General features: G+C 54.4%; 17 protein-coding genes. 1 reads left to right on the forward strand and 16 read right to left on the reverse strand.

What is annotated here, in order from left to right; translation table 11 throughout:
• Nucleotides 1–52: 52 nt before the first annotated feature.
• The 3 genes from fsa to EDM54_RS06600 all read right to left on the reverse strand — a co-directional run bounded on the left by fsa (nucleotide 53) and on the right by EDM54_RS06600 (nucleotide 2,043).
• Nucleotides 53–697: a fructose-6-phosphate aldolase gene (fsa, locus tag EDM54_RS06590; RefSeq protein ID WP_003388452.1), complete on the reverse strand. Its 645-nt coding sequence runs from the start codon at nucleotides 695–697 to the stop codon at nucleotides 53–55.
• A 15-nt stretch (nucleotides 698–712) separates the two neighbouring features.
• Complete coding sequence (gene fba, locus EDM54_RS06595; protein WP_122957955.1) at nucleotides 713–1,567, reverse strand: class II fructose-1,6-bisphosphate aldolase; 855 nt, start codon at nucleotides 1,565–1,567, stop codon at nucleotides 713–715.
• Between the two features lie 101 nt (nucleotides 1,568–1,668).
• Nucleotides 1,669–2,043 (reverse strand): response regulator, encoded by a 375-nt coding sequence (locus EDM54_RS06600; protein WP_003388454.1) that lies wholly within the window; start codon nucleotides 2,041–2,043, stop codon nucleotides 1,669–1,671.
• Nucleotides 2,044–2,201: 158 nt separating this feature from the next.
• Between EDM54_RS06600 and EDM54_RS06605 the strand changes: the two genes are divergently transcribed.
• Entirely contained in the window at nucleotides 2,202–2,999 is a 798-nt protein-coding gene (locus EDM54_RS06605) for a lipid II flippase Amj family protein (RefSeq protein WP_031932681.1), read from the forward strand.
• 140 nt (nucleotides 3,000–3,139) lie between these two features.
• Here EDM54_RS06605 and pyrG read toward each other — a convergent pair whose 3' ends face one another.
• From pyrG to kamA, 13 genes are all read right to left on the reverse strand, one after another.
• Nucleotides 3,140–4,741, reverse strand: a complete 1,602-nt coding sequence (pyrG, locus tag EDM54_RS06610) for a CTP synthase (RefSeq protein ID WP_003388456.1) — start codon at nucleotides 4,739–4,741, stop codon at nucleotides 3,140–3,142.
• Between the two features lie 214 nt (nucleotides 4,742–4,955).
• Nucleotides 4,956–5,510: a DNA-directed RNA polymerase subunit delta gene (gene rpoE / locus EDM54_RS06615; RefSeq protein ID WP_003388457.1), complete on the reverse strand. Its 555-nt coding sequence runs from the start codon at nucleotides 5,508–5,510 to the stop codon at nucleotides 4,956–4,958.
• A 330-nt stretch (nucleotides 5,511–5,840) separates the two neighbouring features.
• Nucleotides 5,841–9,092, reverse strand: coding sequence for a fused isobutyryl-CoA mutase/GTPase IcmF (icmF, locus tag EDM54_RS06620; RefSeq protein WP_003388458.1), 3,252 nt, complete (start codon nucleotides 9,090–9,092; stop codon nucleotides 5,841–5,843).
• 56 nt (nucleotides 9,093–9,148) lie between these two features.
• A complete protein-coding gene (locus tag EDM54_RS06625; protein ID WP_003388459.1) occupies nucleotides 9,149–9,778 on the reverse strand; it encodes a TetR/AcrR family transcriptional regulator in 630 nt (209 codons plus the stop codon).
• A gap of 158 nt (nucleotides 9,779–9,936) precedes the next feature.
• Nucleotides 9,937–10,884, reverse strand: a complete 948-nt coding sequence (gene meaB, locus EDM54_RS06630) for a methylmalonyl Co-A mutase-associated GTPase MeaB (RefSeq protein ID WP_024983746.1) — start codon at nucleotides 10,882–10,884, stop codon at nucleotides 9,937–9,939.
• Nucleotides 10,885–10,917: 33 nt separating this feature from the next.
• Entirely contained in the window at nucleotides 10,918–12,060 is a 1,143-nt protein-coding gene (locus EDM54_RS06635) for an acyl-CoA dehydrogenase (protein ID WP_003388464.1), read from the reverse strand.
• Between the two features lie 27 nt (nucleotides 12,061–12,087).
• On the reverse strand, nucleotides 12,088–13,230 hold the full coding sequence (locus EDM54_RS06640; protein WP_003388466.1) for an acyl-CoA dehydrogenase: 1,143 nt from the start codon (nucleotides 13,228–13,230) through the stop codon (nucleotides 12,088–12,090).
• A 31-nt stretch (nucleotides 13,231–13,261) separates the two neighbouring features.
• Nucleotides 13,262–14,113 (reverse strand): 3-hydroxybutyryl-CoA dehydrogenase, encoded by an 852-nt coding sequence (locus tag EDM54_RS06645; RefSeq protein ID WP_003388468.1) that lies wholly within the window; start codon nucleotides 14,111–14,113, stop codon nucleotides 13,262–13,264.
• Between the two features lie 19 nt (nucleotides 14,114–14,132).
• Nucleotides 14,133–15,311, reverse strand: coding sequence for an acetyl-CoA C-acetyltransferase (gene mmgA, locus EDM54_RS06650; protein WP_122957957.1), 1,179 nt, complete (start codon nucleotides 15,309–15,311; stop codon nucleotides 14,133–14,135).
• Nucleotides 15,312–15,636: 325 nt separating this feature from the next.
• Entirely contained in the window at nucleotides 15,637–16,866 is a 1,230-nt protein-coding gene (locus EDM54_RS06655; RefSeq protein WP_024983743.1) for a hypothetical protein, read from the reverse strand.
• Nucleotides 16,857–17,402, reverse strand: coding sequence for a sigma-70 family RNA polymerase sigma factor (locus tag EDM54_RS06660; protein WP_003388473.1), 546 nt, complete (start codon nucleotides 17,400–17,402; stop codon nucleotides 16,857–16,859). The genes EDM54_RS06655 and EDM54_RS06660 overlap by 10 nt, the downstream gene beginning before the upstream one ends.
• Before the next feature lie 122 nt (nucleotides 17,403–17,524).
• Nucleotides 17,525–19,597, reverse strand: coding sequence for a heterodisulfide reductase-related iron-sulfur binding cluster (locus tag EDM54_RS06665; protein ID WP_122957958.1), 2,073 nt, complete (start codon nucleotides 19,595–19,597; stop codon nucleotides 17,525–17,527).
• 495 nt (nucleotides 19,598–20,092) lie between these two features.
• Entirely contained in the window at nucleotides 20,093–21,445 is a 1,353-nt protein-coding gene (kamA, locus tag EDM54_RS06670) for a lysine 2,3-aminomutase (RefSeq protein WP_003388475.1), read from the reverse strand.
• Between the last annotated feature and the right edge of the window lie 150 nt (nucleotides 21,446–21,595).

Below are 21,595 nucleotides of genomic sequence, written 5' to 3' on the forward strand. Positions count from 1 at the left end.
CCAGCGGAAAAGGTGCTCTTATATTTATACGTACAATACGATCAGTTGGGACTTACTTTTGCATTTTTGCCCAGTCGGACAAGAACTTCTCCAGACCGCTGTCAGTCAACGGATGCGCAATCAACTGATGAAAAACCTTGTGGGGAATCGTCGCAAAATGGGCTCCGCGACGAGCGGCTTCCGTCACATGGACTGGATGGCGTACCGAAGCGGCGATAATTTCTGTCTCGATACCGTGAACAGAGAAAATTTCCGCAATATCTTCGATCAGCTGCATGCCGTCATGACCGATGTCATCGAGACGTCCCAGGAACGGAGATACATACGTCGCTCCGGCACGTGCTGCGAGCAGCGCTTGATTGGCCGAAAAGACCAATGTCACATTGGTGCGAATCTTCCGCTTGGCAAAATACTTGACTGCTTTCAGGCCTTCTGCCGTCATCGGAACCTTGACGACAATGTTTTTGGACAAAGAAGCAAGCTTTTCGCCTTCTTCGATCATGCCCTTGGCATCAGTGCTGATGACCTCTGCACTGATCGGACCGTCTACGATGTCGATAATCTCTTTCAAGGTCTCGATAAAATCGCGGCCTTCCTTGGCTACCAGAGAAGGGTTGGTCGTGACCCCCGCCACTACGCCCCACTCGTGAATCTCGCGGATTTCATCGACGTTTGCCGTATCAATCAAAAAGCGCATGATGGACCTCCTTGGTTACGCACGATTGCTGCTGCCGAACAGGCGCATTTTGCCTTTGACAACTTCCTTGATCGCCTCGCGAGCCGGACCGAGATATTTGCGCGGGTCGATCTCGTTCGGCTTGGCTGCCAGCACCTTGCGTACTGTTTCCGTGCATGCGACTTGACTTTCTGTATTTACGTTGATTTTTCCGACACCGAGAGAAATCGACTTGACGATCGCTTCGTCCGGAACACCGGAACCGCCGTGAAGAACGATCGGGGAACCGATGCTGTTTGCAACCTTCTCGATAATGTCGAAACGGATTTTCGGCTCGCCTTTGTACATGCCATGCGCTGTACCGACAGCAATAGCCAGGTAGTCTACTTTGGTTTCTTCCCAGAAACGGATCGCTTCTTCAGGATTTGCAAGAGTAGCGTCTTCTTCGTCAACAGACAGATCATCTTCTACTCCGCCAATGGTACCGAGCTCGCCTTCAACAGAGACGCCAACTGCGCGGGCAGCCTCCACAACCTGTTTCGTCAGGCGAATGTTGTCCTCGAACGAATGGTGAGATCCGTCGAACATCACGGAAGAAAAGCCGGCACGGATACATTTCATGACGATGTCAAAGTTGCTGCCGTGATCGAGGTGCAGCGCAACAGGAACGCCGGAGCGCTCTGCCGCTACCTTGGCAATCGCGACCGTGTAATCCAGGCCCATGTACTTGAGTGCGCCTTCAGACACGCCGAAAATGACCGGGGATTTCTCTTCCATAGCAGCTTCCGTAATCGCTTGCGTAAACTCCAGGTTATTGAGGTTGAACTGTCCGACAGCATATTTATGCTTCTTGACGTCTTCGGTAAAAGCGGTCATAGGTACTAGTGGCATATGATAATCCTCCTTAGCAGACTCTGTAACGTGGCTTATTATACCACAGACATCTGCTTGTTAACAGGTACGCTTGTCTTGATAGATATATCCAGGATTGCTCAACAGGCCAACTGCTGATGAACAGCGAGGCGAAGCTCGTCAATATCAAACGGCTTGGTGAAGTGTGTCAACGCCCCCAGCTGTGTCGCTTCTTTAATCATGTCCAGTTCGCCGTAGGCCGTCATCATGATAACCTTGATATCCTGATTGATTTTTTTGATGTGCTTCAAAATCTCGATGCCATCCATCCCGGGGATTTTCATATCCAGAATGACCAGATCCGGAGACTCTTTTTCGACGATTTCCAGAGCCATCTTCCCATTCGCAGCCTGGAATGTTTTATAGCCTTCCTTGCCAAGAACCTCGTACAGCAGGATTCGTATGCCGTACTGATCATCGACAACCAACACTTTTTTATCCCGTTTATCCTGCATGTTTCGTCCATCCCCCTGCTTATAAGGCCGTAAACTTTATAACCTTGATTCGCCTAAATTCAGGAAAATCCTGCTCCTGTCCTTGAAATTTTCCCGCATCCCCGTCTTCGAGTATAATAATTGGCAACCATTCGTATATGTGAGGAGACCCCGCTGCCATGAACATGGTTTGGATTATTTGCCTGTTTACCTTCGTTATCCATACATCGGAGACGCTCTCCTACGCGCTGCGGTACGCTGGCATACAGACCGGGAGGCTCGCCGTAGCGCTCTCCCTGACCGGAATTATCGTCCTCGTCTCCCGCACCTCCAACATGATACAGGCTCCGTTCACCGGGGGACTGATCGACCATGCGTCTGCTGAAAATACGGATGTCCTTCCCTTTCTGCACATGATCATCGGTATGGCGTCACTGGGGACATTGGCGGCTATTCTGCTGTTTCCGACACTCGTGCAGCTGTCAAAACGGCTGATCGCCCACCTGGAGCTGACAGGCTCGCTTCCCCAGATGCTAAAGACGACTGTTTCCATCCATAGTATCCGTCAGGTCAAGCATCACATACGCTTGCCGCGCCTGCCTGACCTCGCCCGCTTTCGGATCAAGGGCATCCCGTACAGGCTGCTGCTTTTAAATTGTATGGTTACCGGAATCTACACGACCGGCGTGCTAGCCACCCTTTACGCTTCGCTGCTTGTGCCCGAGTTCAAGGCGACAGTCTTGTCGGCATCCGGGACCATCAACGGCATCGCCACGATCATCCTGACCATTTTCATCGATCCGCAAGTGGGACTCTTGACAGACAAGGCGATGCAAGGGCAGAGCGAGATGACACATATCCGCGACATCTATTTGGGACTGATGATCTCGCGCTTTTTCGGCACGTTGCTGGCACAGCTTTTGCTCGTGCCCGCCGCATACTGGGTCGCCTGGATCGCTCCTCTGTTTCAGACGTAGAGGGAGGGCGAAAAGGTTCCACGCGCACTGTTTTTTGGAAAATTAATCCAGCTCCTGCACCTATCCGGGCAGACTGGTTTGGAGCATGCAAAAACGCACCAGCGGAGGCTAAATCCGCTCGTGCGTTTTTCTTTGGCTTACTATCGTTTATTGGTCAGAGATGCGTGTACAAAATCGCGGAACAACGGCTGCGGACGGTTCGGACGGGACGTGAACTCCGGATGGAATTGGGTCGCCAGGAACCATGGGTGGTCTGCCACTTCCACGATTTCTACCAGACGTCCGTCTGGAGTCGTACCGGAGAAGCGCATGCCCAGCTTAGCGAGCTGCTCGCGGTAGTCGTTGTTTACTTCATAGCGGTGGCGATGGCGCTCGTACACCATGGTGCTGTTGTAAGCACGCTCTGCCAGGCTTCCTTCGAGAACTTTTGTCGGTCCGCGGCCCAGACGCATGGTACCGCCTTTGTCCTCGATATTCTTTTGCTCAGGCAGCAGGTCGATGACGGGGTATTTCGTATCGGGGTTGATCTCGGAGCTGTTGGCTCCGTCCATGCCAGCTACATGGCGGGCAAATTCGATCACCGAGATTTGCATCCCCAGACAGATTCCCAGGAATGGGACCTTGTTCTCACGAGCGTAGCGGGTAGCTGTAATTTTGCCTTCGATACCGCGATCCCCGAAACCGCCCGGTACGAGAATGCCGTCTACATCGCCCAGCAATTCGTGCACGTTTTCCGGAGTAACTTCTTCTGCGCTTACCCACTTGATCTTGATCGCCGAGTCATTGGCAAAACCGGCATGATGCAGAGCCTCGGCTACAGACAGGTAAGCATCCGGCAATTCGACGTATTTGCCGACAATGGCAATACGGGTTGTCTTGGACAGGTTTTTGATCTTGGCCACGAGTGCTTTCCACTCTGTCATGTCCGCTTCCTGGCAGGTGAGTCCGAGATGACGGCAGACATAGTCGTCAAGTCCCTGCGCTTGCAGCTGGAGCGGCACGTCATACAACGTTTCCGCATCTACGCACTCGATCACAGCGTTTTTGTCGATGTCGCAGAACAGTGCCAGCTTGTCCTTCATGTCCTGGGACAGAGGCTGTTCTGTACGGGTCACGATGACGTTTGGCTGAATGCCCAGGCTGCGCAGCTCTTTCACGCTGTGCTGGGTCGGTTTTGTTTTCATTTCGCCAGCGGCTTTGATATACGGGACCAGTGTCACGTGAATGTACATCACGTTTTCGCGTCCAATATCGCTCTTGATCTGGCGGATCGCTTCAAGGAACGGGAGACTCTCGATATCGCCGACGGTTCCGCCGATTTCGGTAATCACGACGTCAGCTCCGGTCTCTTGTCCCGAACGGAAAATGCGGTCCTTGATTTCGTTGGTAATGTGCGGAATAACCTGCACGGTTCCGCCCAAATAATCGCCCCGGCGCTCCTTCGCGATTACGGTCGAGTAAATTTTTCCGGTCGTTACGTTGGAGTTGGCGCTCAGGTTGATGTCGATAAAGCGCTCGTAGTGGCCCAAGTCCAGGTCCGTCTCTGCCCCGTCATCGGTCACAAATACCTCACCGTGCTGATACGGGCTCATCGTACCCGGATCGACGTTGATGTATGGGTCACATTTTTGAATCGAAACCTTTAACCCTCTGTTTTTCAGGAGTCTGCCCAGAGAAGCCGCAGTAATCCCTTTTCCTAACGAGGATACGACCCCGCCTGTCACAAAAATGTACTTCGTCATCGTTTTACGTCCCCTCTTTCCCCTGTTTCCTGGATCAGTTGATATTGATGAATGCACGAATGAAGACGGCTCCCAAAAAAGAAAAAACAAAAGCGAGTCCTATCCCGAACGAATCGGGTAGGGGCACTTTTGTTTTGTAGTTTCCCATATAATATCCTTCTTCATGTGAAGCCCAAGGAGTATTTTATCTTGTCTTCCAAGCGTAAGTCAAGAATTATAAATCTTCATTTTCATCGTCGAATTCATCGACAGGATCTTCGTCTGCCAAATCGTCGTCTTCCTCTTCAAAAAGCTCTTCTTCCTCAAGCTCTTCATCTTCGTCGAGGTCGGGATCAAGCTCTTCTTCGAGATCGTCTCCATCTTCTTCCGTGAACTCGTCGTCTTCGAAGATCGCGATCTCGTCCTCTTCGTATTCCTCGACAAGCTCTTCCTCTGCCTCGTAATCGTCGAAGTCGTCGTCGAGGATAACCTTTTTCTTTTTGCCGCCTTCTTGAGTTTCTTCGACGGTATCCGTCGGGTACCAGCGCTTCAGTCCCCAGTTGTTGTCGCCCAGGCAGACAAAACGGCCGTCAATGTTCACTTCGGTATATACTTGAGCGATGATAGCCATTTTTTCTTCTTCGTTCATTCCGCGCAGCTCGGCCAATTGATCCATCAAATCGCGAAAATTGTGGGTTTGATTGGTTTCACGCAAAATTTCGTATGCGATATCGACCAAAGCCATTTCGTTTAGTTTTTCACGTTCCAGATGTGCAAGTATTTGACTCACCCAAGGCACGTCCTTTCATTTAGAAAACTTGGGCCACTGTCAAGCTTTCGTGAAGCCGACCGAGCCTTCATGATAACCGATGCTAACTGATAACCCACGGCCACAGTTAACCAACAATAAATTGGCTATGATACAGTATTCCTTATTTTAGACGAAAATGCAAGGGATTCAAACGCCGGTTTTGGGCAAATCTCCCGTTACGCTTCAAATCGTTGGGAAATGCCGGCAAAACCTGTTGGGGAATCCCGGAATAACCAGACGGAAAAGACGGGAAGCGGCTGCCGCCTCGGGAGGGACAACCGCTTCCGCTATGTGCGAGATCCTTTGTTTTTACATGTTGCGGCGGTACTGCCCGCCCACTTCGTACAAAGCGGCGCTGATCTGTCCGAGCGACGCCACCTTCACGGTCTCCATCAGCTCGGCGAAAATATTACCACCGTTCATCGCCACTTCCTGCAATTTTTTCAAGGCGGCGGGAGCGGCGTCGCGGTTGCGCTCCTGGAAGGCCCGCAGGTTTTGAATCTGCTGCTCCTTTTCTTCTTCTGTCGCACGGGCCAGCTCAATCTCGTAGTCTTCCTCGGAGGCATTCGGATTGAGGAAGGTATTGACCCCGATAATCGGCAGCTCCCCGCTGTGCTTTTTCATCTCGTAGTACATCGACTCATCCTGGATCTTGCCGCGCTGATATTGCGTTTCCATCGCGCCGAGCACGCCCCCGCGCGAATTCAGCCGCTCAAACTCCTGCAGCACTGCTTCTTCGACCAGGTCGGTCAGCTCTTCGATGATGAACGAGCCTTGCAGCGGATTCTCGTTTTTCGCCAGCCCCATTTCCTTGTTGATGATCATCTGGATCGCCATCGCGCGGCGGACGGAATTTTCCGTCGGCGTCGTGATCGCTTCGTCGTAGGCGTTTGTATGCAAGGAATTGCAGTTGTCGTAAATGGCAATCAAAGCCTGCAGGGTCGTGCGAATGTCGTTGAAGTCCATCTCCTGGGCGTGCAGGGAGCGGCCCGATGTCTGAATGTGGTACTTCAGCTTTTGGCTGCGCTCGTTGCCGCCGTAGCGGTTTTTCATCACCGTCGCCCAGATGCGGCGGGCAACCCGTCCGATCACCGTATATTCGGGATCGAGACCGTTCGAGAAGAAAAACGACAGGTTCGGCGCAAAATCGTCAATGTGCATGCCGCGGCTGAGGTAGTACTCCACATAGGTAAAGCCGTTCGCCAGGGTAAAGGCAAGCTGTGTGATCGGGTTGGCACCCGCTTCCGCGATATGGTAGCCGGAAATGGAGACCGAGTAGTAATTGCGCACCTTGTGGTCGATAAAGTACTGCTGGATATCGCCCATCATCCGCAGGGCGAACTCCGTGGAAAAGATGCACGTGTTCTGCCCTTGATCCTCTTTCAAAATGTCCGCCTGGACCGTCCCGCGCACAGTAGAGAGGGTGTATGCCTTGATCTGTTCATACTCCTCCGGCGTGGGCTGCCGCCCCTCGCGCTGGGCAAACTTCTCCACCTGCTGGTCGATCGCCGTGTTCATGAATTTGGCCAAAATCATCGGAGCCGGTCCGTTGATCGTCATCGACACAGACGTCGTCGGAGCACACAAGTCAAAGCCGGCATACAGCTTCTTCATATCGTCCAGCGTACAGACGCTGACGCCGCTTGTGCCGATTTTCCCGTAAATGTCCGGCCGGTAATCGGGGTCTTCCCCGTACAGCGTCACCGAATCAAATGCCGTGCTGAGCCGTTTGGCCTCGTCGTTTTGCGAAAGGAAGTGGAAGCGGCGATTGGTCCGCTCCGGTGTTCCCTCGCCGGCAAACTGGCGCTTGGGATCCTCTCCTTCCCGTTTGAACGGAAACACGCCTGCCGTATACGGATACTCGCCGGGAACATTTTCCTTGAGCGACCATTTCAAAATTTCGCCCCAATCCTGAAAATCCGGCAGGCTCACTTTGGGTATGCGGGTGCCTGACAGCGATTCCGTAAACAGCTTGGTCACGATCTCCTTGTCACGCACTTTGGTGACGAACTGATCCTGTTTGTACATTTCCTTCAGCTTCGGCCATTTGTCGAGAATTTGCTTGCATTCGGGATGAAGCTTGCTTTCAAAATGGGCGATCTGTCTGTCCAGAACCTCAGACACCTGCCGCGCATCCTCGTCTCCCGAGGCGAGCAGCGTCTCCTTGGCCCCGTGGAGCTGATACAGCTTGCGGGCGATGGCCGACTGCTCCTCGGTGAACTTCCGATGGCCGCGCACCGTGTTGGCAATTTCCTGCAAGTAGTTGTTCCGATCAGCTGGAATCAGCGACGGCTTGTGGGTTTTGACCGGAGTCGGATCGAGCTCGGACACCTGCCAATCTGCGCCCGTCTTTTCCACGATCTTGTGCATCAGGGCCGCAAACAGCACATTGGTTCCCGGATCGTTGAACTGGCTGGCGATGGTCCCGTACACCGGGATTTTTTCATCCGGCAGTTCAAATAGCTGGTGGTTGCGGCGATATTGCTTCCGCACCTCCCGCAACGCATCCTCCGAGCCTTTCCGCTCAAATTTGTTGATCGCGATCAGATCGGCAAAGTCGAGCATGTCGATTTTCTCCAGCTGAGACGGCGCGCCAAACTCGCTGGTCATGACGTACATGGAGACATCGCACACGTCGGTTACCTGTGCATCCCCTTGGCCGATCCCGCTCGTTTCCACGATGACGAGATCGAACCCTGCGCTGCGGACTACACGGATTGCGTCCTTTACTGCAGCAGAGAGCTCGGAGCCGGATTGCCTGGTCGCCAGGCTGCGCATGTAGACGCGCGGCGTGTTGTTGGCGTTCATGCGGATGCGGTCGCCGAGCAAGGCACCCCCTGTCTTTTGCTTGGAGGGGTCGACAGAGAGGATCGCTACCGTTTTGTCTGCGTACGTCCGCAGAAAACGGCGAACCAGCTCATCGGTCAGAGAGCTTTTGCCGGCGCCGCCCGTACCGGTTATCCCAAGGACCGGCACTACTCGCTCCGGCTCGGCGAGACGCTCCTCGACAGGCGCGAACAGCTCTGGGTCTTGCACAGCGTACTCCGCCAGCGAGATAAGGCGGGCGACAGCCTGATGATTTTGCCGCTGAAGCTCTTCCACTTCATTGGTAAGCTGTTTGACCGTCGGGAAATCGCATTCGCGGATCATCATATTGATCATTCCCTGAAGACCGAGTCTCCGCCCGTCGTCCGGAGAAAAAATCTTGCACACGCCGTACTCTTCCAGCTCCCGTATCTCGCGAGGGACGATAACGCCGCCCCCGCCGCCAAAGAGCCGGATGTGCCCGGCGCCGCGTTCTTTTAAAGAATCGACGATATATTTAAAAAATTCAACGTGGCCGCCTTGATAGGAGCTGATGGCAATTCCCTGCACATCCTCCTGGATCGCGGCGGTCACAATGTCATTCACGGATCGGTTATGCCCGAGGTGGATTACTTCCACCCCGGACGACTGCAAAATACGGCGCATGATATTGATCGATGCGTCGTGACCGTCATACAGGCTGGCTGCGGTGACAAAACGAACCTTGTTTTGCGGGCGATACACTTCCGTTTCCATCGATTTCACTCTCCCCGAAAAATCAAGTGACGCGCTCACCGAGCAGCTGCATAAGACTACTCGGAAACGCTGATCTCGCGCAGAAGCAATGCCGTCTGTTTGTCTGTGTACTCCTCCAGCGTATAGTGGCGCTTTAGCGCCCAGCGGCGGAATACCCACATCTCCCCGAGCACCATGATGTTGTCTGCCATCAGTTTGACGTGCTTTTCATCGATGCCGATGGAGCCGTCTGCAATGCCTTTGCGCAATATCTCTTCAAAAATTTGCGTGATTTCTTCCTCGCGCCTCAGCACATAGCGAAGCGTTTCTTTCGGCAATGACTTGGATTCTTGATAGATCAGCAGGACGCGGTCGCTCATCTGATCCATTACGCGGAAAAAGCTGCGCAAGGCAAGCTTCAGGTTTTTCAGGCCCGTTCCGTTAAAGGTGATGGCTTCACGCAAGCGGCTCTCCACTTCACCGTGAATCGCGTCACATACCAGATACAGGACGTCTTCCTTTGATTCGATATATTCATACAGGGTGCCGATGCTAAATCCTGACGCCCGGGCAATTTCACGCGTCGTTGTTTTGTGGAACCCCTTGTTGATAAACAGATCGACGGCAGCCTCGATAATCTGTTCGCGCCGTTTCTCGATCAGCTTGGGGTCCTTCACTAGCGACGGTATGTTTTTCTTCTTCTCCACGACATATCCACCTTTCCAACCGACTGAGCGTTTGGTCAGACAACATTTGGAAAAAGAAAGACCAAACGCGCTCTCTATGTTGATATCCACGTTATTATACGCCTGGAGAGCGCGGAAAGCCAATCTTTCTTTTTCCTGTCCGCAAGGTCCTTGTCTTTTCAGGATTTTTGCCCCCACCATTGCAGGATGATGCGTTCGGCGGCGCTGTAAGGGTCCTCCGCGCGGGAAGCCACCCGCTCCAGCGCTTCTGCGTGCCGACCGCTCTGAATTCCGGCTTGCAGCCGTTGAAAGAGACGGTCCCGGACGATATCCAGTACTTCTTCTTGCAGATGGCGGGAACGGCGGGCATCCGCCTCGCCGGACTCGTGCAGAAACTGCTGGTGGCGGTCTATTTGCTGCCACAAATCAGCCATCCCCTGCCCGCTGGTGGAAACCGTTTTGACGATCGGCGGACGCCAAGGGGCGTCGTGCTTGGCAAGGTCGAGCATCTGCTCCACTTCGATCTGCAGCTTTTCCGTCCCCGGCAAATCTGCCTTGTTGATGACAAACAAGTCTGCGATCTCCATGATGCCTGCTTTGAACGCCTGCACCGAGTCTCCTCCGCCGGGATTGAGCACCACCGCTGTCGTATCGGCGATGCTCATCACGTCCAGCTCGGATTGGCCTACGCCGACCGTTTCGATCAGGACCACATCACAGCCGTAGGCGTCCAGTACCCGGACAGCGTCCCGCGTATTGGCGGAAAGGCCGCCGAGACTGCCGCGTGTTCCCATGCTGCGGATGAACACCCCTTTGTCCAACGCGTGATTTTGCATCCGCACACGGTCGCCGAGCAGCGCCCCGCCGGTGAACGGACTGGTCGGATCGACCGCGACCACCCCGATCTTCATCTCCAGCGAACGCAAATAGCCGATCAGACAGTCAACCAGAGAGCTTTTGCCGGCCCCAGGCGAACCCGTAATGCCGATCAGTCTGGCCCTGCCGGTATGAGGAAAAAGCTCTTTTAAAATCTGGTTGCGCTCCGGATAGTCGTTTTCGATACAGGTAATGGCCCGGGCCGCCCCGCGCACATCTCCTGCGAGAATGCGTCTAGTGATTTCGTGCATGAAACGCCCTCATCTCACCCTATACTGTTCGCTCTACTCCTTCAGCAGATAGTTGCTGATCACGACGCGCTGAATTTCGTTGGTTCCCTCGTAGATTTGCGTGATTTTCGCATCGCGCATGAAGCGTTCCACCGGGTACTCGCGAGTGTATCCGTAGCCGCCGAATACTTGAACAGCCTCGGTTGTCACTTCCATCGCGATATCGCCGGCGAATACCTTGGACATGGCCGATGCTTTTCCGTAAGGCAGACCTTGATCCTCCAGCCAGGCAGCCTGATAAGTCAGGAGGCGGGCCGCTTCGATCTTGGTCGCCATATCCGCCAGCTTGAACTGTATCGCCTGCAGCGCCGCGATCGGCTTGCCGAACTGGTTGCGCTCCTTGGCGTAGTCGCGGGCGTGGTCAAAGGCACCCTGCGCGATTCCAAGCGCCTGGGCAGCGATGCCATTGCGTCCCCCGTCCAGCGTCATCATCGCGATCTTGAAGCCTTGCCCCTCTTCACCCAGCCTGTTTTCCAGCGGTACACGCACATCTTCGAAATTGACCGCAAGCGTCGGCGAGGAACGAATTCCCAGCTTTTTCTCCTTCTTGCCCATCGTGAAGCCTTCCATACCTTTTTCGACGATAAAAGCGGTAATCCCTTTATGCTTGAGCTCCGGCTGGGTGACGGCAAAGACGATGTAGATTTCCGCTTCCCCGGCATTGGTGATAAAAATTTTGCTGCCGTTCAGCACGTAGTGATCGCCGTCGCGAACGGCAGTAGTCTTCATCCCTGCCGAGTCAGAGCCGGACCCAGGCTCAGTCAGACAGTACGCCCCCATCTTTTTGCCTTCGGCGAGCGGGCGCAAAAATCGCTGCTTTTGCTCCTCTGTGCCGAATTTATAGATGGGCCAGCTTGCCAGCGAGACATGTGCCGACAGCGTAACGCCGATAGAAGCGTCTACCCGAGACAGCTCTTCTACCGCAATCACATAGCTGAGGTAATCGGCACCTGCGCCGCCGTACTGCTCCGGCCACGGAATGCCTGTCAGTCCCAGCTCGGCCATTTGCTCGAATATCGCTCTGTCAAACCGCTCTTCCTCATCCCGCTCTGCTGCAGTGGGAGCTACCTGGGTCTCGGCAAAATCGCGGATCATCTTGCGCAGCATCTCTTGTTCTTCGGTCAATTGAAAATTCATCGCTTCCACTCCCTGCGTCTCATTGTCCTAATCGCACAGCAAATGCTTGCCGATCACGATGCGCTGAATCTCGTTGGTTCCCTCGTAAATTTGCGTTACCTTGGCGTCCCGGAACAGCCTTTCAACCGGGTACTCGCGCGTGTAGCCGTACCCGCCGAAAACCTGCACAGCCTCGGTCGCCAGCTTCACGGCAGTATCGGAGGCGAATTTTTTTGCCATCGACGCCTCCATGCCGCACGGAAGTCCTTTGCTTCGCAGATCGGCTGCCCGATAAACAAGCAGTCTCGCCGCTTCCGCCATCGTCGCCATATCGGCCAGCTTGAAGGCGATCGCCTGCTGTTCGATGATCGGCCGTCCGAACTGCTTCCGTTCCTTGGCGTACTGCGTTGCGTACGCAAAGGCGGCCTCCGCGATCCCCAAAGCTTGGGCGGCAATCCCGATCCGGCCGACATCCAGATTCGCCATCGCGATGGTGAAGCCGTCTCCTTCTTCGCCCAGCAAATTTTCTGCAGGCACCCGGGCGTTGTCAAAAATCAGCTCCGTTGTGCTGGAGCCGTGCAGCCCCATTTTCTTTTCTTTTTTCCCTACTGAAAAACCGGGTGTGTCCTTGTCGACGATAAAGGCGGAGATTCCTCGCGTCCCCATCGACGGGTCTGTAACGGCAAAGGCGATGTAGACATCGGCTTCCCCGCCGTTGGTGATAAACACCTTGTTTCCATTCAAAACGAATGCGTCTCCATCCCGGACAGCCGAGGTGCGAATGCGCCCGGCGTCCGACCCGGCATTCGGCTCAGTCAGGGCAAAAGCCCCGAGCATTTTGCCCGCTGCCAGTTGCGGCACGTATTTGCGTTTTTGTTCGTCGGTGCCAAAGTACAAGATCGGGTTGGTACAAACCGACGTATGCACGGACAGGATCACCCCGACTGTCGCGCTCACTTTGGAAATCTCATGAATCGCCAGAATATACGACTGAAAATCAGCACCTGCACCGCCCCATTCTTCCGGAATGGGAATGCCCATCAAGCCGATCTCCCCCATCTTTTTCACGATCTCGCGGGGGAACTGTTCTGTCTCTTCCATGACCGGGATGAACGGAGCGATTTCCTTCTGGGCAAAATCACGGACCATGCGACGCATCATGTCCTGCTCTTCATTGAGTCGAAAATCCATGTCAGTCCTACCTTTCCCTATATGAATCCTCTCAGTTGTACACGTAAAACCCCCGACCGGATTTTTTGCCCAGCCAGCCTGCTTTTACGTACTTGCGTAGCAGCGGGCAGGGGCGGTATTTCGAGTCGCCGAAGCCTTCGTACAGCACCTCCATGATGTAGAGGCAGGTGTCCAGCCCGATAAAATCAGCGAGGGTAAGCGGCCCCATCGGGTGGTTCATGCCCAGCTTCATCACTTCATCGACAGCCTCGGGCGTAGCCACACCCTCGTATACGCAATAGATCGCTTCATTGATCATCGGCATCAGTACGCGGTTGGAAACGAAGCCGGGAAAGTCGTTGACGCTGACAGGCACCTTGCCCATCTGTTTGGACAAATCCTCGGTAAGCTGGTACACCTCGTCCGCTGTCTGAAGTCCGCGAATAATCTCCACCAGCTTCATGACCGGTACCGGATTCATAAAGTGCATGCCAATCACTTTCTCGGGACGGCTGGTCACGGCCGCAATTTCTGTGATCGGCAGCGAGGAGGTGTTGGAGGCGAGAACTGCATGTGCCGGGCATACCGCATCCAGCTTTTTGAAGATTTCCGCCTTCACAGCCATGTTTTCGGTTACCGCTTCTACCACGAAATCGGCCTTCTCGCCATCGGCCAGATCGGTAGAAAGGGTGATGCGGCTGAGAATGTCCGCTTTTTCTTGCTCGCTCATCCGTCCCTTTTCCACATTGCGGGACAGGTTTTTATGGATCGTCCCAAGGCCGCGGTCCACAAACTCCTGTTTTACGTCGCTCAGGATCACTTGAAAGCCGGCCTGCGCCGATACTTGCGCAATCCCGCTGCCCATCTGCCCTGCTCCCACGACCATGATCGTTTGTACGTTCATATCCGCTCCTCCGTTTCGGCTATTCTACTTTGATCAAAATGGCGTCACCCTGGGCTGCCCCGCTGCAGATCGCTGCGACGCCAAGTCCGCCGCCCCGCCGCTTCAGCTCGTGAGCCAGATGGAGAACAATCCTCGCGCCGCTGGCTCCGATCGGATGGCCAAGCGCGATGGCTCCCCCGTTCACGTTTACCCTTTCTTCATCCCAGCCGACGATTTTTCCGCTGGTCAACGTGACAGCGGCAAAAGCTTCATTTACTTCAAACAATTCAATCTCTTCCAGGCGGGTGCCCGTCTTCTCCAGCAGCTTCTGGATTGCCAGCCCCGGCGTGGTGGCAATGTAGGGGGCTTCTGCTCCTACCTGCGCGTGTCCCAGAATCGTGGCAAGCGGCTTGACCCCCGCTTCCGCGGCTCTCTCCTCTGACATCAGCACCATCGCTGCCGCGCCGTCGTTGATTCCTGGCGCATTGCCCGCAGTGATGGTTCCGTCCTTTTTGTAAACAGGAGGCAGCTTCGCAAGGCCTTCCAAAGTCGTGTCGGGCCTCGGTGCCTCGTCACGGGTGACCAGGAGCGGCTCTCCCCTTCGCTGGGGAACAGCTACCGGCACGATTTCTTCGTCAAACAAGCCGGCATTCATCGCCTGCACAGCACGCTGCTGGCTGCGATATGCCCAGCGATCCTGCTCCTCGCGCGTAATGCCGTACTCTTCGGCAACATTGCTGCCGTGTATCGCCATCGGGACCTGATCGAACGGACAGGTAAGGCCGTCGTGCATCATCAGATCCTGCAGCGCGGCGTCGCCCATCCGCAGTCCGTATCTCGCTCCAGCCAGCGCGTAAGGGGCGTTGCTCATGCTTTCCATGCCGCCCGCCACGATAATCTGTCCGTCGCCTGCGCGGATAATCTGGTCGCCCATCGTAACGGCCCGCATGCCGGATGCACACACCTTGTTGATCGTCTGGCTGGCTACGCTCCACGGTACACCCGCTTTGCGCGCCGCCTGCCGGGAAGGGATTTGCCCTGCGCCAGCCTGCACGACCATGCCCATGATCACTTCATCGACCTGCTCTGCGGATACGCCTGATCGCTGCAGCGCTTCCCTGATCACGATCGCACCCAGATCTACTGCCGATACATCCTTCAATGAACCGCCAAGCTTTCCAAACGGAGTACGGGCTCCACCTGCAATCACCGTTTTCATCATCCGGTTCCTCCCTGTATGGTGACATCCAGAAAACCAAACTGAACGAGCGGTCGCTCATTTTTCTTCTCTCTTCATTTTGCCCCCTTCTTTCCGAATAGTCAATGAATATACAGCAGAAAACCTCGATTTTCGTCGAGTCCAATTTGCGCCAAGCCGGAACGGACTGGAAAAGGCTGGCCAAAACTCAAAAAACAGGCCTGACCGTAAAGCTGGGCAGGCCTGTTGTCTGTATGGTCTGTATGGTCTGTCTAGTCGGTATGTTGCTATGTCGGTTTATTGCTAAATTGCTATGTCGCTTTTGTCAGTTTTGTCTATATAGCTGTTACTGAATCGGCATCCAGCTTACCTTCCAGACGCCTTCTTGATTTTTGACCAAGCGGAAAGGGAGTGCTTCCCTGCCGTCTGAAAACTGCATGTAGACGATCGCTTCTGCCAGATACTTGGACTTTTGTCCGGAAGGGCTTTCCGGTTTTTGCTCCTTTGTCTCGAAGCCGATCACATGCGCTCTCAGATCTGCCAGCCGTTTTTGCGTGTTCTCCGCTCCTGCCGGGTCGTTTTTGACATCCTCCAGAAACGCCTCCAAAGAAGGCTTTGCGGAGTCGTCGCCGCCATCAGCGTAGAACGCGTATTGTGTGAGGAGGTCCCCTTCTTCTTCCGCATGGAGGTACAGCTTGAGGATGTCTGCCGGCTTCAGCCCGTACAAGACCCCATCCTTCTTTGTCTCCACAAACCCGAAATACGCGTTTTTTAATGAATCGCCAAGGTCAAGGACAGAGGGGGATGGACGCTCATTCAAAATCTCCATGCCGACGGTTCCGTTTGGCCGCATCATGTAAAAATAAATGTCGTTTTTCTCTCCCTGTACGTACTGAATCGAGTACATATACAGTTTTTTCTCTTTCCACCCGATGAAAAGATTGAGTCCGACCTTTCTGGCTTTTAGTCCTGTTTCATCGACTACGTATTCCGGCTCTTCGGGAACATATCCCTCCTGCTTGAAGAAGCTGATGTTCCAAAATTCATCAGCGCCATTTTCCAAATCCCCATTGTCATCAACGACATTGTAGGGCGCCTGGATTCGCTTTTTTACCTCTTCCTGCGTCAGTCCAATGCGCAAAGCCTCTTTGATCTCCTGCACCTTGTTTTGAATCTCCTCGTCGCTGGGGCCGCTTAGCTGGTCAGTGCCCGGCGGCTGTCCAATTCCCGGGGAAGTACCCGGTGCAGGTGGTGTTGGCGCCGTTCCTGCGGGGAGAGAAGGTGGATCGGCAGGAACCGGATCCACTGGACCAGGCCCAGTCGTCACATGCCCGCCGGGAGCCGGGTTGGATGGTCCAAAGAGTGGGCCAGAAAATAGCAGGAGCGATGCTGCTGCCACTGCCGCAGCCCCAACCTTATACAGGGAGCGATGCCCGAACTTTCGCTCGGCCGTTTTCTGTCCGCCCCGCGCCTTGCCCAAAATACGCTCCTCCAGCTCGGCGGTATCGTCCATTTCTCGCAGAATCGCCTGGTCAGCCGTCTGTTTAAATTCCCGCAGACGTTTTTCTAGATCCATTCCAGTCCCTCCTTTTCCAACTGTTCTCTCAGCTTTTGGCGCGCCCGATGCAAACGGGTATGGATCGCTCCCGCAGAAATATCCAGGATGTCGGCCATTTCCTCAATCGACAGCTCTTCATAGTAGTGGAGCACAATGATTTGCCGATGGGTGGGCGGCAGGCTCATCACCAGTCTGGCAAAGCGAATGCGGCTGTCGCTTTGCAGCACGGCGGACTCCGTATCCCCGACCACCTCTACATCCACCTCTGCGCGGAAAAACAGATGGCGAAAAGACCAGGAGCGCAAATATTTTTTCGATTCATTGACAGCAATTTTGTATACCCACGTCTGCATCGAGCTTTCCTCGCGAAAGGAAGAGAGATTCTTGTACGCTTTGAGAAAGACCTCCTGGGTAATGTCTTCCGCCAGATTTCGGTCTTTGACGATTAAGTAAACCAGCCGCAATATCTTTTTTACATAGCCGCGAACCAAACTTTCAAAGACAGCTTCCTTTGTTTTTTCCAACCGAATGTTGGCCTGTTCCAGCTTTCTCACTCCCCTCTCCTTTATTGATCCGGCTGGCGATGATTTCTTACATCGAACATACAGGTTTTTGAAAAAAAATCTCCTTGGCCCCCGTTTGAAGGGACAAGGAGATTGCAGGCCTCGCCGATCCGCTAGATGGCATCCGCGAGAATTTCCGCGATGTCGCGTGTCTTTACTTGCTCTTCCAGCTCTTTCATTTTTACGCCGTCGTTCATCATCGTCAGGCAGTACGGACAAGCGCTGGCGATGGCTGTCGGTTTGACCTCGAGGGCCTGCTCGGTGCGGGCGACGTTTACCCGCGTTCCTTCGTGCTCCTCCATCCACATCAGGCCTCCGCCTGCTCCGCAGCACATGCTGTCGCAGCCGCTTCGCTTCATCTCTGCGATTTCGACGCCCGGGATGGCCTCCAGTATTTGGCGGGGCCTGTCGTAAATCTCGTTGTAGCGGCCCAGATAGCAGGAGTCGTGGTAGGTGATCCGCTCTTTCACTTCTTTTGTCGGCTTGAGGCGGCCTTCGCGCACCCATTCGGCGAGAAGCTCGGAATGGTGGTACACCTCGGCCTCCAGGCCAAATTCCGGGTATTCGTTTTTAAACGTATTGAACGCATGCGGGTCGCAGGTGACGATCTTTTTCACGCCGTACGCCTGGAACAGCGCGATGTTTTCCTGCGCCAGCTGCTGGAACAAAAATTCGTTTCCGATGCGGCGGGCCGTATCGCCGGAGTTTTTCTCCTCATTGCCGAGAATGGCAAATTTGACGCCTGCCTCATGCATCAGCTTGACGAACGCCTGGGAAATCTTTTGGCTGCGAATGTCAAAGGAGCCCATCGAGCCTACCCAGAACAGGTATTCAAATTCTTCCGTGTTTTGTACGGTAGGAACTTCATATTGCCCGTTCAAGCCTTCGATCCATTTCATCCGGTCCTTGCGGTTGATCCCCCATGGGTTGCCCTGCCGCTCGATGTTGTTCAAGGCGCGCTGGGCTTCCTGCGGCATGCTGCCCTCGGTCATGACCAGATAGCGCCGCATATCGATGATTTTATCTACGTGCTCGTTCATCACCGGGCACTGGTCCTCGCAGTTGCGGCAGGTGGTACAAGCCCACAGCTCCTGCTCGGTAATGACGTCGCCGATCAGGTTTTTGTCGTAGATCGAAGCTGCTGCCCCCTCCGAGGCTGCTGCCGCTTCGCCAGCCTGAAACGCCAGCTGGTTTGCTGTCGCATTGGCGAACGCGAAGCTCGGCATCCACGGTGTGCGGGAGGTTACAACTGCTCCTTTTTCCGTCAGGTGGTCGCGCATCTTGGTGATCAGATCCATCGGGGAGAGCATTTTACCCGTGCCGGAAGCGGGACACATATTGGTGCAGCGGCCGCACTCCACACAAGCGTACAAATCGATCAGCTGCGTCTGGGTAAAGTCTTCGATTTTGCCTACCCCGAATACTTCTTGCGTTTCGTCCTCAAAATCGATGCTCGACAGCTTGCCTGCCGGCCCCAGCTTTTTAAACCAGACGTTGACCGGAGCAAAAATCAAGTGGGCGTGCTTGGATTGCGGCACGTAAACGGCAAAGGCAAGCAGGATCAGCAGGTGCAGCCACCAGAATACGTAAAACAGTGCGGCAGCCGCTGTCTCCGAGATTCCCGCGAATATTGCCGCCATGGCGGACGAGATCGGAGCAAAGCCGGATGCTTCGTGACCGAGCCAAAGCTGCTCAAAGGCCAGCGACAGCAAAACGGTAGCCATCAAGGTAGAGATGAACAAAAGCACCAGGCCGGACTTGAAGCCGCGTTTCAAGCGCTTCAGTTTTTCGACGTAGCGGCGGTAGAAGGCGTAGCCGACTGCTGCCAGAATCAAAAACGCCGTGATCTCCTGCATCAGGCTGAAGTACTTGTGAGCGCTGCCAAACGGCAGCTCGAAGCCTTTGACCAGCCCCTTGACGATCAGCTCGATCGCCCCGAACTGCAGGATAATAAAGCCGTAAAACATGACGACGTGCATCACGCCGCTCTTCTTGTCCTTGAGCAGCTTTTTGTGAAAGACGACGTTTTCCAGCATCAGGTTGATGCGTGCGCCAAAGTCGTCCTTTACATCCGGCTTTTTCCCCAGTTTGATGAAGAGATACCGGCTGTACACCACATGGCATGCGAGGTACAAACCGTATGCGAGCACCAGAAAAAACGCGATGAGATTGATTAGAGCCAGCACGGTTCTCAGCTCCCCCTTTTTCGTGTTCGACTGTTGTTTTCTATCTTATCAGAACTGACAGAAAAAATGAATGACCATTCACTCATTATTTTTTCTTTCCTGAAACTTGTCCAGACCGAGCGTTCGTTCAGGATAGCGTATGCACTGATCTTAACACATATGCTGCTCTCTCGTCATCTCCCTTTCTCCGGACGAACCGTTCCAGATGATGGTCGTGGCAAAGAAAAATCGCCTTGGAGCAAGCGAGCTGGACGGCTTCGCTTTTCCAAGGCGGTCTTTTGTACAAGAGCGGGTCGGGATGCTTTTTTCCGCTCGGGGCTATATTTCATCAGTGTCCTGCTTCCGTTTGCCGATACTGGTTTTATGATCGGAGCCTGTTTTAATCCTCCGACGCTTGCCTCTCAGCCCACGGGCTACTGCAATCTCTCGTAGTTTGTTTCTCTGTCACGGCCCGCTTGCAAACTCCCGACGTTTGTTTGGCCGTAGCGGCCCGCTTCAGTCCCCCGACGCCTGTTTCTCCGTCGTGGCCTGCTTTTTCTCGCGCTGCTCCTGCCGCACATCGGCCAACGACTTGACCTTGGTCGCCTTGATCCGCTTGTTGCGCATCAAGCCTGTCGGCTCCAGATTGTCGGCTTCGTCTTTCATCAGCGCTGCAATGCCGACCGCTTTTCCTTTGGCCGCCTTGCAGTATTCGCAGTTCTCCTCGTCGTGGGCGTGATACTTCTTCGGCTCCGGATAGGACGTGATCACACCCTCAAAGTTGCGCAGCACGACTTTGTCGGCCGACTGTGAAACGATGTAGTTCGGCATGACCGGAATTTTGCCGCCGCCGTGCGGAGCGTCCACGACAAAGGTCGGGACGGCATAACCGGATGTATGGCCGCGCAGATGCTCGATGATTTCGATCCCTTTGCTGACCGGCGCGCGGAAGTGGCCGATCCCCTCGGAGAGGTCGCACTGATAGATGTAGTACGGACGGACACGAATTTTCACCAGATCGTGCACGAGTTTTTTCATCGTGTTCGGACAGTCGTTGATTCCGGCCAGGATAACCGCCTGGTTGCCCAGCGGCACGCCTGCGTTCGCCAGCATTTCACAGGCCTGCTTGGCTTCCGGAGTAATCTCCTTGGGATGGTTGAAGTGCGTATTCAGCCAAACCGGATGGTATTTTTTCAGGATGTTGCACAGGTTTTCCGTGATGCGCTGCGGGAAAACGACCGGAGCCCGCGTACCGATGCGGATGATTTCCACATGCGGGATTGCCCGCAAATTGCTGATGATATATTCCAGAATGCGGTCATTGATCAGAAGGCCGTCTCCGCCGGAGAGCAGCACGTCCCGCACTTCTGGCGTATTGCGGATATAGTCGATACAGGCGTCGAGCTGCTTCTTGGGAACACCCATGCCGATCTGGCCGGAGAACCGGCGGCGTGTACAGTAGCGGCAGTACATGGAGCACTGGTTGGTTACGAGAAACAGCACCCGATCAGGGTAGCGGTGAGTCAGCCCCGGCACCGGCGAGTCGGTATCCTCGTGGAGCGGGTCTTCCATATCGTATTTCGTCCGGACCATCTCGGAGGACAGCGGAACGGACTGCATCCGTACCGGGTCCTTCGGATCGTCTGGGTCCATCAGCATGGCGTAATAAGGGGTGATGTTGAGCGGAATGGTCTGGTTGGAGATGCGAACCCCTTCTTCTTCCTCCGGTGTCAGGTTGATCACTTGCTTCAATTCGTCCACGGTGCGAATGGTGTGGGTCAACTGCCACATCCAGTCGTTCCATTGTTCTTCCGTAACATCCTTCCACAATTCAATCTGGCGCCAGTCGCGCTTGGTGGCTACCGTCATGTCTGTCATCCCCTCTCATCGCGTGTCGATAACACGTGTTTCGCTCGACAAGTACGAGATGCAACACTCGTGCCAACCAAATCAAAAAATTCGGAAAATATGAAATACGCCTTAGTTATTGAACCAGCGATCCCTTACAAAACCGGGCTT

Origin of the sequence: Brevibacillus borstelensis (genome assembly GCF_003710865.1) — a bacterium.
GTDB classification, from domain to species: Bacteria; Bacillota; Bacilli; order Brevibacillales; family Brevibacillaceae; genus Brevibacillus; species Brevibacillus borstelensis.